Source organism: Paenibacillus qinlingensis (genome assembly GCF_013204845.1).
In the GTDB taxonomy this organism is placed as follows: Bacteria; Bacillota; Bacilli; order Paenibacillales; family NBRC-103111; genus Paenibacillus_E; species Paenibacillus_E qinlingensis.
The window spans coordinates 1-17,774 of record NZ_JABMKY010000007.1; the positions used below are offsets into that span (position 1 = coordinate 1).

Annotated in this window: 15 protein-coding genes; 13 read left to right on the forward strand and 2 right to left on the reverse strand. The window is 45.8% G+C overall.

Annotated features, from left to right (window positions below):
* The first annotated feature begins 579 nt into the window (after window positions 1-579).
* The 3 genes from HQN88_RS14750 to HQN88_RS14760 are packed head-to-tail and all read left to right on the forward strand — an operon-like array spanning window position 580 to window position 3,148.
* Entirely contained in the window at window positions 580-1,356 is a 777-nt protein-coding gene (locus HQN88_RS14750; RefSeq protein ID WP_173113151.1) for an ABC transporter permease, read from the forward strand.
* The gene (locus tag HQN88_RS14755) at window positions 1,353-2,144 is read left to right on the forward strand and encodes an ABC transporter permease (RefSeq protein WP_173113154.1); all 792 of its coding nucleotides are present in this window, start codon (window positions 1,353-1,355) and stop codon (window positions 2,142-2,144) included. Before HQN88_RS14750 ends, HQN88_RS14755 begins: the two co-directional genes overlap by 4 nt.
* Window positions 2,145-2,176: 32 nt before the next feature.
* Window positions 2,177-3,148, forward strand: a complete 972-nt coding sequence (locus HQN88_RS14760; RefSeq protein ID WP_173113157.1) for an ABC transporter ATP-binding protein — start codon at window positions 2,177-2,179, stop codon at window positions 3,146-3,148.
* Window positions 3,149-3,252: 104 nt separating this feature from the next.
* Here the strand turns inward: HQN88_RS14760 and tnpB are convergent, their stop codons facing one another.
* Window positions 3,253-4,329 (reverse strand): IS200/IS605 family element RNA-guided endonuclease TnpB, encoded by a 1,077-nt coding sequence (gene tnpB, locus HQN88_RS14765; RefSeq protein ID WP_173113160.1) that lies wholly within the window; start codon window positions 4,327-4,329, stop codon window positions 3,253-3,255.
* A 194-nt stretch (window positions 4,330-4,523) separates the two neighbouring features.
* Here tnpB and helD point away from each other — a divergent pair, with 194 nt between their 5' ends.
* From helD to HQN88_RS14815, 10 genes are all read left to right on the forward strand, one after another.
* Window positions 4,524-6,845, forward strand: coding sequence for an RNA polymerase recycling motor HelD (gene helD, locus HQN88_RS14770; RefSeq protein ID WP_173113163.1), 2,322 nt, complete (start codon window positions 4,524-4,526; stop codon window positions 6,843-6,845).
* A 315-nt stretch (window positions 6,846-7,160) separates the two neighbouring features.
* A complete protein-coding gene (locus tag HQN88_RS14775; protein ID WP_173113166.1) occupies window positions 7,161-8,252 on the forward strand; it encodes a GerAB/ArcD/ProY family transporter in 1,092 nt (363 codons plus the stop codon).
* Window positions 8,253-9,704, forward strand: a complete 1,452-nt coding sequence (locus HQN88_RS14780) for a spore germination protein (protein ID WP_173113169.1) — start codon at window positions 8,253-8,255, stop codon at window positions 9,702-9,704. It abuts the gene before it with no gap.
* A complete protein-coding gene (locus tag HQN88_RS14785) occupies window positions 9,701-10,858 on the forward strand; it encodes a Ger(x)C family spore germination protein (RefSeq protein WP_173113171.1) in 1,158 nt (385 codons plus the stop codon). Before HQN88_RS14780 ends, HQN88_RS14785 begins: the two co-directional genes overlap by 4 nt.
* Window positions 10,859-11,577: 719 nt before the next feature.
* On the forward strand, window positions 11,578-12,513 hold the full coding sequence (locus HQN88_RS14790; protein WP_173113174.1) for a hypothetical protein: 936 nt from the start codon (window positions 11,578-11,580) through the stop codon (window positions 12,511-12,513).
* A gap of 67 nt (window positions 12,514-12,580) precedes the next feature.
* Complete coding sequence (locus HQN88_RS14795; RefSeq protein WP_173113177.1) at window positions 12,581-13,318, forward strand: ABC transporter ATP-binding protein; 738 nt, start codon at window positions 12,581-12,583, stop codon at window positions 13,316-13,318.
* Window positions 13,311-14,063 carry an ABC transporter permease gene (locus HQN88_RS14800; RefSeq protein WP_173113180.1) on the forward strand — a complete coding sequence of 251 codons (753 nt, stop codon included), beginning with the start codon at window positions 13,311-13,313 and terminating at the stop codon, window positions 14,061-14,063. Before HQN88_RS14795 ends, HQN88_RS14800 begins: the two co-directional genes overlap by 8 nt.
* Before the next feature lie 5 nt (window positions 14,064-14,068).
* On the forward strand, window positions 14,069-15,547 hold the full coding sequence (locus HQN88_RS14805; protein WP_173113183.1) for a sensor histidine kinase: 1,479 nt from the start codon (window positions 14,069-14,071) through the stop codon (window positions 15,545-15,547).
* A complete protein-coding gene (locus HQN88_RS14810) occupies window positions 15,544-16,233 on the forward strand; it encodes a response regulator transcription factor (protein ID WP_173113185.1) in 690 nt (229 codons plus the stop codon). Before HQN88_RS14805 ends, HQN88_RS14810 begins: the two co-directional genes overlap by 4 nt.
* A gap of 247 nt (window positions 16,234-16,480) precedes the next feature.
* Window positions 16,481-17,167 carry an MgtC/SapB family protein gene (locus HQN88_RS14815; RefSeq protein ID WP_173113188.1) on the forward strand — a complete coding sequence of 229 codons (687 nt, stop codon included), beginning with the start codon at window positions 16,481-16,483 and terminating at the stop codon, window positions 17,165-17,167.
* Between the two features lie 66 nt (window positions 17,168-17,233).
* On the opposite strand, the gene HQN88_RS14820 is transcribed toward HQN88_RS14815, so the two are convergent.
* Window positions 17,234-17,677 carry a flavodoxin gene (locus HQN88_RS14820; protein WP_173113191.1) on the reverse strand — a complete coding sequence of 148 codons (444 nt, stop codon included), beginning with the start codon at window positions 17,675-17,677 and terminating at the stop codon, window positions 17,234-17,236.
* Window positions 17,678-17,774: the final 97 nt, after the last annotated feature.

Genomic DNA, 17,774 nt, shown 5'->3' on the forward strand with positions numbered 1-17,774 from the left:
AACCGTAAAAGAATCCATGGTTCTTTGGGCTATGTCTCGCCGGATCGATTTGAAGAACTTTACTACAAAAGCGTTAGTTAACTTCTCTTATTAGGTGTCTACTTTCTTGACAGAGGTCCAAAACTCCATCTATTTTCGCGGAAAAAGCCAGAAAAAACAGATTAAATGTAAAAAGTACAGTTAATTATCTCGCTATCAGCTGTTTCAGCGGAATGTAGCGCAATTAGCTACAGGAAATCCAGTTATTCTATAAAAAGTGAAAATAGTGGCTGAAATAGCTGTAGTTTTTACAGTTAACCATTCATTTGTTATAAATAAGCTCGCCCAACATACCGCCACCCACCAACTGCAATTTCAATCTCCTTCATTCGCCAACTCCACAAGTTCAGAGCAAATTACGCGCCACATCGCCCCAAGTGATAGCTGTCTGCGAGGGAATCAACCCCTAAAATCCCTGCAAGAAATAATTGTTGCCAGCAAGAGGGTTATTTTGGTAATATGATATTCCGTCTCTACGCGGCGACTGCACGTTAAACGAAAAGTCAAACGGATCTTGAATGACAAAACAGGAGGTGTTTTATGCTTTTCGCGGTTTTGGCGCGCAAGGCGTACGCAAGGAACTTGCAGTATCGTGGCTCGCATCTGCTGCATAATGCCGTAAGCGCGGTGTTCGGCTTTATTTATGCCAGCATCTGGACCAGCTTAGGCAGCGATGCATCGCTAGGCGAATATGGTGCCAAAGGCATCGTGAGTTACATTGCTTTTAACCAGGCGATTCTGTGGATTACACAGTTTACGACGAATGGACTCGGACTCGAGCAATCGGTTCGGACGGGTCAAATAGCGGTCGATCTGATGCGGCCCGTGCATTTATTTTATCAAGCGATGAGCCGTGAATGGGGCCAAGTGTGGTATCAATTCCTTTATAAAAGTATTCCGATTTATGTCCTCTACGTCTTCATCTTCTCCTTACAGCTTCCACAAATCGCCTCGGTGTATGGATGGACAGCACTCTCACTCGTCACGGCCTCTTATATTTCCATCTGTATGAATTACTTAATTGGTGTAGCCGCCTTATGGACAACGGAATCCCGTTGGTTTTACTGGGTCAACTATTCGTTCGCTATGCTGTTATCTGGCTTTTTTATCCCTGTGGAATGGCTGCCAGGCTGGCTTCGGACCATTAGCTTATACACGCCATATCCCTATTTACTCTATTACCCGACTCGAATCTACCTTGGACTTGAACATGGCACTGTGGTGCTTGGCGCAATTCTTTGGGGCATCGGGTTTACTTGTGTCTGCTTGGCCGTTACTGCGGTAGTTCGCAAGAAACTGGAGGTGCAGGGCGGATGATCTCGATTCGGCTGTTTATGCTGCTCATTCGGGCAAGTTTCCGAAGTCGCATGCAATATAAGTTTAATTTTGTGTTCTCGACGCTCATGTCATCGTTCATTCAAATCTCTGAATTCTTGATGGTGGCGCTGGTGATGATGAAATTTGGCTCTATACATGGCTGGACACTGTATGAGGTGAGTTACTTGTACGGGGTGATTATGGTTTCTAAAGCGATTTATCGCACACTCGCCTCTGATGTGCATCATCTCGAGAAATATCTCGTGTCCGGCGACCTGGATGCGATTCTGATTCGTCCTGTCCCTGTCTTGCTTGCTTTAATGACTCAAAATTCAAGGATTCTCATTGCCGAAATCGGTCAAGGCTCCATCCTGTTGATCATTTCAATGAAAGCGCTTATCGGAAGCGGGCAAATTGGTTGGATCGCTATACCTTTAACGGGGTTTATCATCCTCACAGGTGCTGTGATTTTATTCGCTATTGGGCTGGCGACGGCGGCGGCAGGCTTCTGGCTCACACGTATCGAGTCCCTGCAAAATATGACCGAGGACGCCTCGCAAACAGCGGCTCGTTACCCGCTTAGCATCTATCCCAAATGGTTGCAAGGCGCGCTGCTAGTACTCGTTCCAGTCGGTTTCGTCAATTACATTCCTGCCCTCTATGTATTGAGGAATGAAAGTGGCGTGGGCCTATTGTTAGGCACATTAATGGTCGCTGTAGTTGTGCTGTGGCTAGCCATGCGATTCTGGAAGCTAGGGTTGTCTCGCTATCAAAGTACAGGTAGTTAATCACATTAACCAAAAGGGAGGGTATGTTCCTCATGATAACGGTCAGGCATTTACGCAAAACCTTTCAATCCCCAATCATCCAAGAAGGGAAGTTTTCGGGGATCCGAACCCTATTCTCTAGGGCATATAAAGAGAAAGAAGCCGTGCGCGATGTGAGCTTCGAAATTGAAAACGGCGAGTTCGTCGGGTATATTGGTCCTAATGGAGCAGGAAAGTCGACGACGATTAAAATGCTCACAGGCATCCTGCACCCCACATCTGGTGAGGTTTTGATTCATGGCAGCTCTCCGCAAAAACAACGGAAGGAAGTTGTTAGGCAGCTTGGTGTTGTATTCGGCCAACGGAGTCAGCTGTGGTGGGATCTCCCCGTGAAGGATTCCTATGAAATCCTTCTCGCGATGTATCGCGTAGAAGCGGCAGATGCCAATCGGCGACTAGGTGAATTGACGGAGCTGCTCGATTTAAAAGAGATCCTGGATACCCCGGTTCGCAAACTATCCCTCGGTCAGCGAATGCGAGCCGACTTGGCAGCTTCGATGCTGCATGATCCTGATATTTTGTTCTTGGATGAGCCAACAATCGGCCTGGATGTGGTAGCCAAAAAGAATATCCGTGGTTTCTTACAGACACTGAACCGGGATTTCGGTAAGACTATCTTGCTAACGACGCATGACATGGACGATATCGAGCAGCTGTGCCCAAGGGTTATTGTCATTAATCATGGGCAAATTGGCTATGATGGTTCCATAGACAAGCTAAGAGATCGTATTGGATTACCGACGATGATGAAGGTGTCCTATCGGGGTGAGATTCAAGTGCCGGATAGCTGGGAGCTGCCGTTTCAAGTGATCGCACACGAGGCAAACAGGCTGACGATTGCTTGCAACCGCCAAGAACTGAAAGCAATGGACGTCCTGCGGATCGTGAGCAGTTGGGGTGATATGGATGATGTACATATGGAAGAGCCGGAATTTGAAGAAGTCATTCAGAACGTGTATCTGTGAACTACACACCACTTTAGAAGTGGGTGCTTCGTAGTCAATAGAGCTAATGCTCCAAGTTTAGCTACGCTCCAAGGACAGTTCCTGCCCCGCCTAGTTTATGCAATTTACATTGCGAGTTTGAGCAAGTTTATAGCGGCGTTGACATCCCGATCATGGTTAGCGTTGCAAGCTGGACATGTCCATTCACGCAAAGCCAGATTCTTTACATCGGCATGCTTATAGCCGCAGCATGAGCAAAGCTGACTACTAGCGTAGTTCTTCGGGGCAATGATCATATCTCTGCCGTACCAGTTAGCTTTGTATTCGAGCATAGAACGAAACATACGCCAAGATACTTCGTTGATTGCTTTAGCCAAATTGTGATTCTGCACCATGTTCTTTACGCAAAGGTCTTCTATGACGATGACTTGGTTTTCGTTAATCATCTTAGAAGATTCCTTATGCAAAAAGTCTTTGCGCTGGTTGGCTATCTTTTCATGTATGCTAGCTACTCGCATTCGTGCCTTATGACGGTTGCGACTGCCTTTCTGTTTGCGTGACAAGTCGCGTTGGAGTTTAGCCAAACGCTTCTCTGATCTACGAAAATGCTTCGGGTTTTCGATTGGCGGCGCACCGCCCGAAGTAACAGCAAATGTTTTCAGTCCAAGGTCAATCCCGATTCTGCTTTCCAGTTGGGGTAGCGTCTGAATATCGGTATCCACCAAAACAGAAGCGAAATACTTGCCGCTAGGGGTCTTGGAAATCGCACATGATTTAATGAGTCCATCAAATTGCCGGTGCATCTTGATTCTTATTCTGCTCTTTAGCTTCGGAATCTTCATGTGTCTACCGTCAATGGAAATCGTCCCATTCTGATTATTGGTCGTAAAGCTATGACTATTTGTTTTCTTGCTCTTGAATTTCGGGAAGCCTATACTCTTATTACGGAAGAAATTCTTATATGCCTTATCCAAGTTTAGCTGAGCATTGGCAAGCGCAAGACTGTCCACTTCATTCAGCCAGTCGAACTCTTTTTTGTACTGAGCGGGGGTATTTTTTAGCATGGTTTCTGTTTGCTTATAATGCTCGATTTTATCCCCTAGCATTTTGTTATAGATAAACCGAACACAGCCGAATACCTTAGACAGATATTGTTGCTGTTCGAGGCTAGGATAGATGCGATATTTATAGGCTCTTAGCATGATTCGCACCGCTCCTTTCACAGTATAATATTTCCATAATTATACCATGAAACAGAAAAATAGGGAACATAAGTTCGTAAAACTAGATTGCAATAGATTAGACCGTGTCATTCATCCCCCGCTATAGAAGACGGGAGAATTCTGACAACTGTGAGTTAAAATAATATAGAAATCATTTGGGAGTGGACTGAACCATGGCGATAGGGAATGAAGAACGAGAAAAGGAAGCGCAGCGCGTCTCTGTGGTGCGAGGAAACATTCAGCGACGTATTATAGAGCTGCGCCAAACGGTAGATGACCGCAGATCGGAAGCGACGGCTATTGGCCGTAGCTTCTGGGACGATATTTCCGTCAATGCAGACAATGACGATGATTTGATTGAAACGGCTGCGAGTATGGCTCAGCAGGAGCATGTGCTGCAAGGGCAGGAGCGCAGCTACCGACTAGCGCAGGATGCACTTCGTAAACTGGAGCGAGTCGTTGATGCGCCGTATTTCAGCCGAATTGATTTTCAAGAGAAGGACGAGCAGGAGCGGGAGAAAATCTATATCGGTTTGACGTCGTTCATCGACAGTAAGACTGATGAAATTCTCATTTATGACTGGCGGGCTCCGATCGCCAGCTTGTTCTATGACTATCCTCCGGGTCCGGCGACATACCGCACGCCAGAGATGGATGTGAGCGGTGAGCTCTGGCTCAAGCGCCAATATATCATCAAAGCTGGCGAGCTGCAGGATGTGTTCGATACGGGCATCTCGATCGGTGATGAGATGCTGCAGAAGATGCTCAGCCGCAGCGCGGATGAGAAGATGAGCTCCATCGTGACGACGATTCAGCGCGAGCAGAATCAGATCATCCGCGATGATCATCACAAGGTGCTGGTCGTCCAAGGTGCGGCGGGCAGCGGCAAAACGTCCGTTGCGCTGCAGCGCATCGCGTATTTGCTCTACAAGTATCGGACGACACTTAGTGCCGATAATATGATCCTCTTTTCGCCGAACTCGCTGTTCAGCGATTACGTTTCTCGCGTTCTGCCAGAGCTGGGAGAAGCGACCATGCAGCAAACGACTTTCCAAGATTATTTAACACATAAATTAACGGATACCGGACTGAAGCTGGAAGATCCGTACGATCAGCTCGAATTTATTTTGACAGGAACGGAACAGGATCCTTTGTACGCTGCACGATTGCAGAGTATTACCTATAAGACCTCGGAGGCTTTCCTAAGTGTAATTGAAGCTTATGGGGATAAATTGAAAGAGGGCGGGATCCGATTCGTTGATTTGGCTGTGGGTAAAAAGGTATTGATCACCGCAGATGAGCTAAGTGAACGCTTCTACGGCAAGCCTTCGATTCTTGCTATCGGTGAGCGCATGGAGCAGCTGTCCGAATGGATATTGGCGCAGCTGGACGTGTTTCAAGCTGATGTGCAGAAGCGGTTTTATCGCAAGCTTGTGCGTGAGCCGAAATACATGGGCTCAGAGCCCGAGATGAAGAAAATGAGCAGAGTCAAAGCGCACAAAGCGATCACGCCGCTCCGTGAAAAAGCACAAAAATTAGCTTATGTTGACGTGCTCGGCATGTATCAAGCCTTGTTTACGGATACGAGCCTGCAACAAGTACTGGTGAAACTTGCCCATCAGCCCCTGCCTGAAGCATGGGCGACGATCAGTGATTTCACGGTGGAGGCGCTGGCGCAAGGCCATTTACGCTACGAGGATGCGACCCCGCTAGTGTATCTCAAAGGACTAGTCGAGGGACAGCTGCGCGTGGGAACAATTCGCTACTGTCTCGTCGATGAAGCACAGGATTACTCACCGTTTCACTATGCTTATTTGAAAAAGATGTTCCCACGCGCCCGTTTCACACTGCTGGGCGATTGGAATCAAGGGATCTTCACGCACGCGAATGCGACTGTGAGCGAGCTTGTCAGTGCTGGCGGGGGGTCAGACTCCACGCAGCAAGAGCAAGCCTACAGCTCGATTAGCGAGCTGATGGGAGAAGACGAGACGAATACGATTCGTCTCGTCAAGAGTTACCGCTCGACACGCGAAATCACCGAGTTCGCGTGTCAGGTCTTGCCGGGCGGCGAACCGGTGGAACCGTTCAGCCGCAGCGGCGAAGAGCCGCGCTTGCTGCGCGCAGCAAGCGAGCACGACCTGATCCGCCTCGTCGCAGAGGCGGCAGCTCTGAGGCGCGATGGCGGCGCAAGCTCCGTCGCGATCATCTGCAAGACCGAGCGCGAGACGGAGTCTGCGCACGGGCGCTTGAAGCCGCTGCTGCCGGAGCTCGCGCGGATCAGCAAAGATACGCTGCACTACGAAGCAGGCGTGATGATCCTGCCGGCGTACCTCGCCAAAGGGCTCGAGTTCGACGCGGTTATTCTCTACGATGCCGGGGCAGCAGTCTACGCGGAGGCGAAGGAACGCAAGCTGTTTTACACGGCTTGCACCCGGGCACTTCACTATCTAGACGTCTGTTATCTAGGTGAATTAACCCCGTTTCTTCGCGGATAAATAGACATACGTCCATACCCATCCGCCCTGCCTGACATAGGATATAGGGAGAACCAAGATCAGGTTGTATAAGGCGGAAGGGGGAACTAACCATGTCAAACGTTGGATACTCCAGCACAGCTGTTGTTCTGGTATTGTACATTTTGTTGGTTATCATATTGGCAACATTCTATTAATTAATTGGCCGTATAAGCCGCCTTCCGAACCTTGGAAGGCGGCTTTGTTGTGTTTATACGCATAATTTTCCAGATGCGGGAGAACTTAACGATAGCCTATGCCATCATTTCCACGTCATACCAAAGCGGGAGAACGCTTATGTCTGTCAATAAACAAATTACTTCCATTCAATTATATGGGATCGTGATTATTGCCATCGCGATAACGAATCATGTTCTGCTCATCCCTGTTCTACTGCACTATGGGAAACGAGATTCCTGGTTAGGAGCCTCATTGGCCATTATCCCGATGCTTGTCTGGACTTGTCTGATCTACTTCTTGGTTAAACGAACTAAACAAGGTGACTTGATCACATGGATAAGAATGAGGTTGGGAAAATGGGGGGCGTATCTCTTTCAATCATTCATTGTCTTAATCTGTTTAACGCATGCCTTAGTCACGATTAAAGATGTCACCATGTGGACTCACGTCACTTACTTGCCAAGAACCCCCCTTTTTATGATTTCATTTATGTTTATCCTATTTTGCTTTTTTGCAGCAAGAGAAGGTATTAAAGCGATTGCGATTGCATCTGGTCTCCTTTTACCAGCTGTTGTTGTTCTCGGATACTTTGTGATGGGTGCTAATTTTCAATATAAGGATTACACGCTGTTAACACCGCTTTTCACACATGGATATGGACCCACACTCATGTGTATGCTGTTAACTTGCAGCGCTTCCTTTGAAATACTGAGTATTCTCGTTATGCAGCATCATGTCCGAACGCGTATCCGATTACGAGGATTATTGATATTGACCACGTGTGTAATAGGGCTTACTATCGGTCCACTAACAGGAGCAATCGCTATATTCGGTCCCTTTGAAGCAGCGGATTTAAGGTACCCAGCCTTTGAACAATGGCGGATGGTGTCCCTTGGGAAATATATTTCCCATCTAGATTTTTTATCCATTTTTCAATGGATTTCAGGGTCTAGCATGCGGACCTCGATATTGTTGTTTATTAGTTTGGATATGATGAAGATTCAGAAAAAAACAACAAGAACATACATTCTTATTGGAATAAGTCTAGTCTTATTTGCTATCACGCTGTATCCCGTATCGGATAACCAAATGGTGATTTGGCTTCAGAAATATTACTATATGTTGATGTTTGTAGTCGGTCTATCGCTACTGTTGTTTTTACTTGTAGTTGCTATGCTACCTATTCGGCGAAAGGAGCAGGATGCTTAAGTGAATGAGCAGGATTTCTGTGAATGGTTTGCCCTTTCAGATGATGTTATTGTAAAAACGTACCCTGTCACGCAAGGGGACAGGTTTGAGCGTGTAACGATGTTGTATTGTGAGGGCATGGTAAGAAAGGATATGATTGATGGTCTCGTGCTGCCTAATCTACAGGCGTTTATAAATAGTGATTATTATCAAAATGAAGAAGCTCTTGATCTGAGTACTTTGCTTCAATTGGTCAAGTTCACTGGTAAAAATGTCATAAATGATATGAAATTATCTGTTTATGCGGGACAGCTAATTTTATTTTTTGAAAATAGCCAAGCTATATACTCACTAGATATTGCCTCTCCTCCGAACCGTACACCTGAAGAGTCAAGTACGGAAACGTCGATTAAAGGGCCACGCGACGGATTCATTGAAGATGTCATCACAAATATCGCCTTAATCCGCAAACGTTTGGCCACATCAAGCTTATGTGTTGAAAAGATACATTTAGGGCGAAGAAGCAACACGGTAGTTGCTTTACTGTATCTCGGCGATATCATTAATGAGTCGGTTCTGCAAGAGGCAAAAGATCGCCTGCAATCCATTGATGTCGATGCGGTTATCTCCAGTGCACAGCTCGAGGATGCCTTATCAGGGCGAACCTATTCGTTTTTCCCTCTCCTGAATTATACGGGGAGGCCAGATTTTGTGGCGGATAGCCTCCTTCGCGGCCGATTTGCGATTATCGTGGATGGTTCACCTATGGTTCTAGTTGCACCAGTTACTTTAACCTATATTTTAAACTCACCTGAAGATGTCCATAATCCCTTCTATTATGTCGCATTCGAGAAATTACTCCGAATAGTCGGTTTGCTCATATCGGTATTGTTGCCAGGCCTTTGGATTTCGGTGTCCAGCTTTAATTTGGACCAAATTCCGTATCAACTCGTAGCCACGATTTCTTCTTCACGATTAGGTTTGCCTTTATCAGGCCCAATGGATTTCATAATCATGTTGATGCTATTTGAATTGTTCCGTGAAGCGGGCGCTCGATTGCCTAAAGTAGTTGGACAAACGGTTACCGTAGTAGGTGGATTAATTGTTGGCGATGCGGCAATACGCTCTGGAATTACAAGTCCCACTACCTTGGTAGTTACTTCGCTATCTACGATATCGATGTATACGTTAGTTAATCAAAATCTCGCTGGAACTATTACGGTATTACGTATTATTATTCTTCTGATTTCCACCATGTTCGGTATATACGGATTCATGATTTCGCTCATGGGCTTAGTTCTTTTGATGTCGACGCTGGAGTCATTTGGCGTGCCCTATCTCACACCGATTTCACCGCCATTTTTCGGGGAAATGACCACTTCCTTATTTTCGAAAGCTTGGAAGAAGCTTGCACGCAGGCCGATTGAGCTCAAAACGGAGGAAGATACAAGACAAGGCAGTGAATCTCCATGATGAAAATGTGGGTGAAATTAACGGTGACTGCCTTCTTGTTAACTAGCTTGACGGGCTGTTGGGATTTAAAAACGATTCAAGACACGAACTACATGACAGCGATTGGCTTTGATTATAAAGATGGGAAATACATTGTCTACGGACAAATGTTGGATTTTGCAAGTGTGGCAAAACAAGAGGGGGGTCAATCCGCACAGCTGCCATTGATTTGGGTGGGTAAAGAAGAAGGTGGAACCGTTAGCGAGGCATTCAATAAGCTCTATCGGACGTCCCAGCAACGTGTATTTTGGGGACATGTCGGTGCTTACTTGTTTTCCAAAAATGCGTTAAATCAAGGAATAGGCAAATTTACAGACGGTAACGTTCGCTATAGTGAAACGAGATTCACTCAGTGGTTTTATAGTACAGACGAGCCGATTGAGGACATTTTCTCCGTTATTCCCTTTTTCAATGTCTCGCCGATGAGTTCCATCTTAATGCAGCCAACTGAAAGCTTTCGACAACGATCTGACATTGCTCCACATCGGCTATTTTGGGTGGCTTCGAGATTGCGAGAGCCTGGGTATACGGTGATGTTGCCCACATTGGACATTGTAGATAAAGTATGGAGTAAAAACAAAAAGCCAGATCCCAAACTAAGGGTGAATGGCGTTTATGCCTTAAACAAGCACCGTAGTTTGCAATGGTTTTCGGAGGAAGAATTTGTTGGTGCAAGGTGGTTGAATACAGATACAATTCGTACCCCAATGGTTGTATATAGAGAGGGGAGAGCGGTACACAACGTGATTATCAAACCGAAGGCTCATATCAAGATACGAGCGGATGGTGAGAAAACCTTTTTTGATGTGGATGTTATAGCTTCGTCTACAATAGCTGAAATATACGAAGAGGTTGGTGAGGCTGAGTTGAAAAAACTGATTGCCAACCAAGTAAAGGAAGAAATTGAGCAGACATTTAAACTTGGCAAAAGCAGTGGAATTGATGCATATGGACTGGAGCATATCCTTTATAGGGATGAATTCGCTACATGGGCGAAGCTCACTGCTTACGGTGAAAAGCCACTATCCGACTATGAGCTCGGTACCATTCTTGTAAAACCAACTATTCTCCACTCAGGCATGTTGAAAACGAATATAAAACAAACACAGTATTAGTCAGCAACTAATAAACAAGAAGCTACCCATCGCAGATCAGGGGGCTTCTTTTTCTTTTGGGGAACTAACTAAAGGTGACTAGTACGAGCTCGTTATACCACCAGAAGCTAGACTCAGAATCTCACTCCCACTCGTACCAGCACCCTTTCTGATACTGCTTCTTACGCAACCGCTGTAAAATAACTGGAAAACATACAGCTAATTCAGCTCATTATGGCTTGAAAATTAGATTACATGGATTTTCTCCAGCTAATATTGGGCATTTCCGACAAGATGACTATTTTCAAAGAAATTAGCTGTACTTTTTACATGTATTGTTTAAATTCAAGGTGAAATCAAATATTTAACTGGAGGTTTTCCAGTTATTTGGTCAAGGCGTGCTCCGTGGGGCTAAACCCAACCCAACCCAACCCAACCCAACCCAACCGTCAACCTTCCCTCCTTCCTCAAATTAGTCAACTCCACCTTCACCTATCAATGACCATTCACCACCAACCCACCATCTACTCACAATTCACCCACACCATTCCTGCCAACTAGCTAATTCCCTGCACCGTAAGCTTGCTCCCACCAGTTTAGAAATATTTAAGAATTGTTTTAGGCGGTGTTAATAGGCGGTTTAGAGGCAGTTAACTCTTGAGGGCTAAGATAGTCAATATGGAAGCGCAAGGCGCGGCCAAATTAGAGAAAGCGTATGGATTACGCGGAGGCAGGACGAGATGAATAAGAAGTTAGCGATGTTGGGATTAGGTGTAGCAGTTGGCAGCATGATGCTAGTGACTTCCGTATATGCAGGTGTGGGAGAGGCTCCCGGATATGAAGCGTTCAAAACAGCGGTGAAACAAACAGCGACGATTAAGAACGTAACACGCCAAGTGAACGTGTCCCTACAGGACAACGGGGCTTCACTGCTCCAAGTGAAATCAACGATCAAAACCGGTGGAGCCGATCAAGTTGGAAGCGCGCAAGTACAGGTTCAAAGCAGCGGTACTGAGCAGCAAACGATTCAATTTTACAGCCAAGATGGCAAGCAGATTATCAAAACAGCCGATTCTGACGTATACAAAGTCATCGAAGGTGACAACGAATCAGTCAAATTCAAAGGACATGACAAAGGCAACCATACCCCAGACCCTGCAGTCATCAGCGAGGTGGAAAATGTGGTAGATGCCCTCGTGGGCAACTTGAAAAATTATGTCACGATGGATGACGCTGCTGGGAACGGGAAGGAAATTCATTTCAAACTATCCGGCAGCCAGATCTCTCCGATTGTGAATACGGTGGGTTCACTAGTCATCAAACATGGCACGATGGCCAAAGATGAGCCAATGCCAACCAAAGCAAACACGTTGGGCATCGACCTTGCCACCCTGCGTAACAGCTTGCCACAGCTTGCTTCCGATATTTCTATGGATGAAGTGGAAGTGAATGCGAGCGTGGATGGGGACGACCACATAACGAGTCAATCTGCACAAATTCATTTGTCAGGAAAAGATGAGCAAGGTGCCGAACATGATGTTGTGCTCCGCATTGACATGACATTGTCCAGCCTGAACTCGACAACGCCAGATACGATTGATTTGAGCGGGAAGCAAGTGGAGAGCGTGAAATTCGATGACATGTCGGGCCACAAAAAATGGGACGACAAGCACTAATAAGCACCAAAGAGGAGAGGTCAACCTCGGCCCTCCTCCTCATTTCCCTTTTGAAAGGCGGAACAGCATGGAACACGTCGCCCAACTCAGCAATGTGACGAAAATATTCAGAAACCTTCGAGGTATCCATCAAGTCAATATGACGGTGCAGCGTGGTGATATCTATGGTTTTTTTGGGCCGAACGGAGCGGGAAAAACAACCGTCATGAAGATCATGACTGGCCTATCTCAGGCACAGCAGGGTCAGGTCAAGTTGTTTGGCTACGATGTGAAAACACAGTATGAGCAAGCGATGGCGAAAGTCGGCGTGTTGATCGAAACGGCAGAAGCCTACACTTACATGAGCGGCAGAAGAAATCTGGAGCAAGCAGCGCGATTATATCCAGGAGTGAGCAAACAGCGAATAGACGAAGTGCTGGAAATCGTTGATCTAACTCCTTATCAGCATGAAAAGGTAGCCGGTTACTCGCTGGGCATGAAGCAAAGGCTCGGACTAGCGGCCGCTATGCTCTCTAAGCCGGAACTTCTCATTCTAGATGAGCCGACGAACGGTCTCGATATTGAGGGCATGGTTCACATTCGTGAAATCATCTTACGGTTAGCGCGTGAGGAGCGGATTACATTCCTAATCTCCTCCCATCTCATCCACGAAATGGAGCTGATGTGCAATCGCATTGGCATTATCCATCAAGGAAAGCTCGTTCGTGAGGGGCTCGTCACTGATTTGACCAAGGGATGTCCATCTTTGGAAGCTGCTTACCTAAGTGAAATTCAAGCAGTTAGGGGGCTTGCCGCCAATGCCTAGTATTTTGACAGCTAATGTCTGGAACGAGACACTTAAATTAGCCTACAAAAAGAAAACCATCTTCTTCCTAGTGGTTACGTTGCTGCTCCCCATCCTAGCGGGCATTCTGCTTTCGAGGTTCCAGGATGGTATTGGGATCGGAGCGATCGCCGCGAAGGATTTCCCTATCGTCATATTGGGCTTGTTCACGACGATTTTCTTACCTCTGTTCGTGTTCATGGGTGCCGCTGACGTGTTCTCCGGCGAGATGGGGGACTGCACGATGAAAAATATCCTAACTCGACCACTTTCCCGCTTTAAAGTATTCGCATCCAAACAACTAGCGCTTGCCATCTATATTGCCCTCTACCTAGTCGTAGCGCTCATTGCATCGATGCTGTCCGCTTTATTGTTTCAGCATTTCGGTGGCATCGGTACACTCGCCAATTGGTTGCTCGCCTACGGCGCTGCGTTCGTCCCCCTGCTTGCATTGAGTATTGCCGCGGTATGTTTAGCGCAGTTTTTCTCGAGCAGCAGCTCGGCACTGACTGTCAGCATCCTGTTATACTTAGCTTTCAAAGTAGCGGCGTTCTTCCTCCCACAAATCGCAACGTACTCACCGACAGCCTACATGGATTGGCATATGCTTTGGGTTGGCGGTTCGATGGTGACGAGCAAGATCTTCTCGATCTTTATGTTTTTAGCAGCGTGCAGTATACTATTTTTTACAGCAGGTTATTATTTGTTTGATAAAAAGGAGCTCTGAACCCGATGTCGATTCGCATACGGCTAGTCCTATCCTATATTGCCATGCTGCTTGTACCGCTTGTGCTGTTTGGGCTAGCCGTTATTCTCATCTCCATCGCGACATTCGGGAACTTGAAATCTGGCTTTGATGTCGACTTTTCGCAGCATGGTAACCCCATTAAGCGTGTGATTGATCAGGAAGCGGAAAACGTCGCTTATATCAAGGCCAAGATTGAAACCGATCCCGATGCCTTTCTGCAGGAGACGTTTGTGAAGGATTTGAACGAGCGGTTTCACAAAATTAATATGGGACTTATCATTCGGAAGGATCAAGACATTGCTTATGTATCTTCTTATCTGAAGGATAAAGAAGCTGGAGACACCTCGCAGCTTCCACTTTACGGTACACCACAAGGCAAATTTCAACGTAATCAAGGTTCTCTGTGGATAACTAGACAACAAGATTTTTTGTTTTCGGATCAGAGTAAAGGAACGGTATTCGTATTTCTAAATGGTGGTCCTTTTCAGAAATATTTGCTTCAATTCTCAAAAACGGTTTTCTTAACATTTATAATCATCTTAATCGCTACCAATGGCGTGCTGACTTATTTCGTTTCACGCAGTATTATAAGGCCGTTACGCGCTTTGAAACGAGCGGCAGAACATATTAAAGAAGGAAACTTGGACTTCGAAATCATCCCTCATCGTAAAGATGAGCTTGGCGAGCTCAGTGTTGCTTTTGAAGAAATGCGTCGTAAACTCAAGAAATCCGTGGAGCTTCAGCTCCAGTATGAGGAGAATCGCAAAGAGCTCATCTCGAATATCTCTCATGATTTGAAAACACCAGTCACCGCGATCAAAGGCTATGTCGAAGGCATCATGGACGGTGTTTCGAACTCGCCGGATAAAATGGATAAATATATTCGAACCATTTATAACAAAGCGGCGGATATGGACCGTCTGATTGATGAGCTGTTTCTATTTTCCAAGTTGGATCTGGGTAAAGTACCATTTCAATTCGAGACCGTCGACCTAGGGAACTACGTGCAGGATTGTGCGCAGGAATTGCAATTTGATATGGAGAAAAAAGGAGTCCAGTTGACACTTGCCGATCTGCCACAAGAGCCGATATTGGTTACAGCAGATCGCGACAAGCTGAGACGCGTGCTTCTAAACATTATAGAGAATGCAGTTAAATACAGTGAAGAAGGCAACTGTCAGATTACATTAAGCGTGCTGCGACAGAATGAATTCGCTGTTATTCAAATCAAGGACAATGGTCAGGGCATTTCGGAAGAAGCGCTTCCGCATATTTTCGATCGTTTCTACCGCGCAGATCCTTCGCGGAATACAGCAACGGGAGGCAGCGGGCTAGGACTGGCGATTGCGAAGCAAATCATTGAAGAGCATAGCGGGCGCATCGGTGCGACAAGCGTGTTAGGGCTGGGCACTACCGTGTTTATGGCCTTACCACTCCATCAGGGGAAGGGAAGCGAAGCATGAGTCGGATTTTGATCGTAGAAGATGAACAAAGCATTGCCGAGCTAGAACGTGATTATTTGGAAATTAGCGGGTACGAGGTGGATATTGAGACTAGCGGTGAGCGTGGGCTAGAGCGGGCGCTGGCGATAGATTATGACCTCGTGATTCTTGATCTCATGCTTCCGATTATGGATGGCTTTGAAATTTGCCGGCGTATTCGAAGTGTGAAAGATATTCCAATCGTCATGGTTTCTGCTAAAAAGGAAGACATCGACAAGATACGCGGTCTCGGCCTTGGAGCCGATGATTACATGATTAAACCGTTTAGTCCAAGTGAGCTCGTTGCTAGAGTGAAAGCACATTTGGCTAGGTACGAACGATTAATGGGACGTCGCGAGTCGAAGAACGATGAGGTTCGCATTCGCGGGTTAATGATTGATAAAACAGCGCGGCGCGTGTTTGTGAACGAGCGGGAAGTCGTGTTCACGACTAAAGAATTTGATCTGCTGACACATTTAGCAATGAACCCCAATCGGGTATACAGCAAGGAGCAATTGTTTGATCTTTTGTGGGGCATGGATGCCATGGGGGAAATTGCCACTGTGACCGTACATATCCGCAAGCTGCGAGAGAAAGTGGAGCAGGATCCTTCGAATCCACAATATATTGAAACCATATGGGGAGCGGGCTATCGCTTCCGAATCTAACTAGCTAAGCCTTGGGAGAGTTACCTAACTCATCTCGGGCTTTTTGGTTTTCGGCATAAACCTATTCCCAGTCGAAATAAATGACTACGCCATCCACTTAGGACAGGAGTGTTTATCTAGAAATATTGCCAACGTATTGTGTAAAACAAATAGGGGTATATTTTTTGACAAATGGTTATTTACATCGATACTTTGTTAAGATATTGTAAAGATTAGTTAACTAAGTTAACTAGAGGAGTTAAAGACAATGGAACTTACTGTAGATCTGCATATTTTAATGAAACTTGGGATTTCAGCAATATTTGGATTAATTATTGGATTGGAACGGGAAATAAGGAATAAACCGCTTGGACTGAAGACATCGCTTGTCATTTGTTTAAGCAGCTGCCTATTAACCATCGTGTCCATCGAATCGGCAAATAAGTATGCGGTTGCTGGTTTACACGTCATGGACCCTATGAGGCTAGCAGCGCAAGTAGTAAGCGGGATTGGGTTTCTAGGAGCAGGTGTTATTCTTCGTAAGCACAATGATGTTATTAGCGGTTTGACAACGGCTGCCATGATTTGGGGAGCTGCGGGACTTGGAATTGCAGTTGGTGCAGGATTCTACGTTGAAGCCTTCTTCGGACTCTTGCTAATTCTCATCAGCGTAATCGTGTTACCTTATTTTATTAAGAAAATGGGTCCGAGACCGCTGATCATGAAAGATCTTCGTGTGCGTCTGATTGTTTCTCATGAGGGAAATTTAACGACGATTATTAAAGCGATTATTGCCAAAGGATACAAAATGAAAAGTGTTCATATCAAAGAATTGAACCAAGAACTGCAGGAACTGAATTTCATCGTGTATATTGATCGCAAATATGCTTCCGAAGTATATGATGAGTTGAAAAGTATGACCTACATCGAGATAGCCGAAGTAGAAACGTTGTGAAGAAGGGACCGGATTGTGGCCGCAGGGGCTGCTGTCCGGTCTTTAATTTTTAATAAAGTGCTGATATTAGGCTAGTGCTGCTGCGAATTTAAGGCCAAGCTCATGGCACAATTGTTTCTCATCCTTGGATGGATTAAGTTCTACTTTGAAACCATCAAATACTTTTTCCCCGCCAATTTCAGCCAACTTCTCTTCAAGCGTATCTACTGCTTTGCCAAAATAGGTGTAAGAAGAATCAGCAGAACCAAATACGCCGAACTTGCGTCCTTCTAGATTAATGTCATCCATTTCATCGTAGAAATCTTCGTACTCATCCGGTAAATCGCCATCTCCCCACGTATAAGCCCCGAGGAGAACACCTTCATATTTCTCGAGCTCACTCGCGTTCGTATCCATGACGTTTTTGAGAACAGGCTCTATCCCTGCCTCTTGAATGCCGGCTGCAATCGCCTCAGCGAGTTCTTCTGTATTTCCAGACATGCTTGCGAATACGATGATAATTTTGGACATGGTGGACCTCCTAGTGGTTATATAAAAAAGCAACCCATTAACTTCCACCATATTATGTGATAATGATTATCATTGTCAATATAAAAATTAATTTGGA

Coding starts and splice junctions, on each gene's coding strand:
- helD (WP_173113163.1), top strand. CDS start 4,524: ATGGCGATAGGGAATGAAGAACGAGAAAAGGAAGCGCAGCGCGTCTCT.
- HQN88_RS14750 (WP_173113151.1), top strand. CDS start 580: ATGCTTTTCGCGGTTTTGGCGCGCAAGGCGTACGCAAGGAACTTGCAG.
- HQN88_RS14785 (WP_173113171.1), top strand. CDS start 9,701: ATGATGAAAATGTGGGTGAAATTAACGGTGACTGCCTTCTTGTTAACT.
- HQN88_RS14805 (WP_173113183.1), top strand. CDS start 14,069: ATGTCGATTCGCATACGGCTAGTCCTATCCTATATTGCCATGCTGCTT.
- HQN88_RS14800 (WP_173113180.1), top strand. CDS start 13,311: ATGCCTAGTATTTTGACAGCTAATGTCTGGAACGAGACACTTAAATTA.
- HQN88_RS14760 (WP_173113157.1), top strand. CDS start 2,177: ATGATAACGGTCAGGCATTTACGCAAAACCTTTCAATCCCCAATCATC.
- tnpB (WP_173113160.1), bottom strand. CDS start 4,329: ATGCTAAGAGCCTATAAATATCGCATCTATCCTAGCCTCGAACAGCAA.
- HQN88_RS14790 (WP_173113174.1), top strand. CDS start 11,578: ATGAATAAGAAGTTAGCGATGTTGGGATTAGGTGTAGCAGTTGGCAGC.
- HQN88_RS14755 (WP_173113154.1), top strand. CDS start 1,353: ATGATCTCGATTCGGCTGTTTATGCTGCTCATTCGGGCAAGTTTCCGA.
- HQN88_RS14810 (WP_173113185.1), top strand. CDS start 15,544: ATGAGTCGGATTTTGATCGTAGAAGATGAACAAAGCATTGCCGAGCTA.
- HQN88_RS14775 (WP_173113166.1), top strand. CDS start 7,161: ATGTCTGTCAATAAACAAATTACTTCCATTCAATTATATGGGATCGTG.
- HQN88_RS14815 (WP_173113188.1), top strand. CDS start 16,481: ATGGAACTTACTGTAGATCTGCATATTTTAATGAAACTTGGGATTTCA.
- HQN88_RS14795 (WP_173113177.1), top strand. CDS start 12,581: ATGGAACACGTCGCCCAACTCAGCAATGTGACGAAAATATTCAGAAAC.
- HQN88_RS14820 (WP_173113191.1), bottom strand. CDS start 17,677: ATGTCCAAAATTATCATCGTATTCGCAAGCATGTCTGGAAATACAGAA.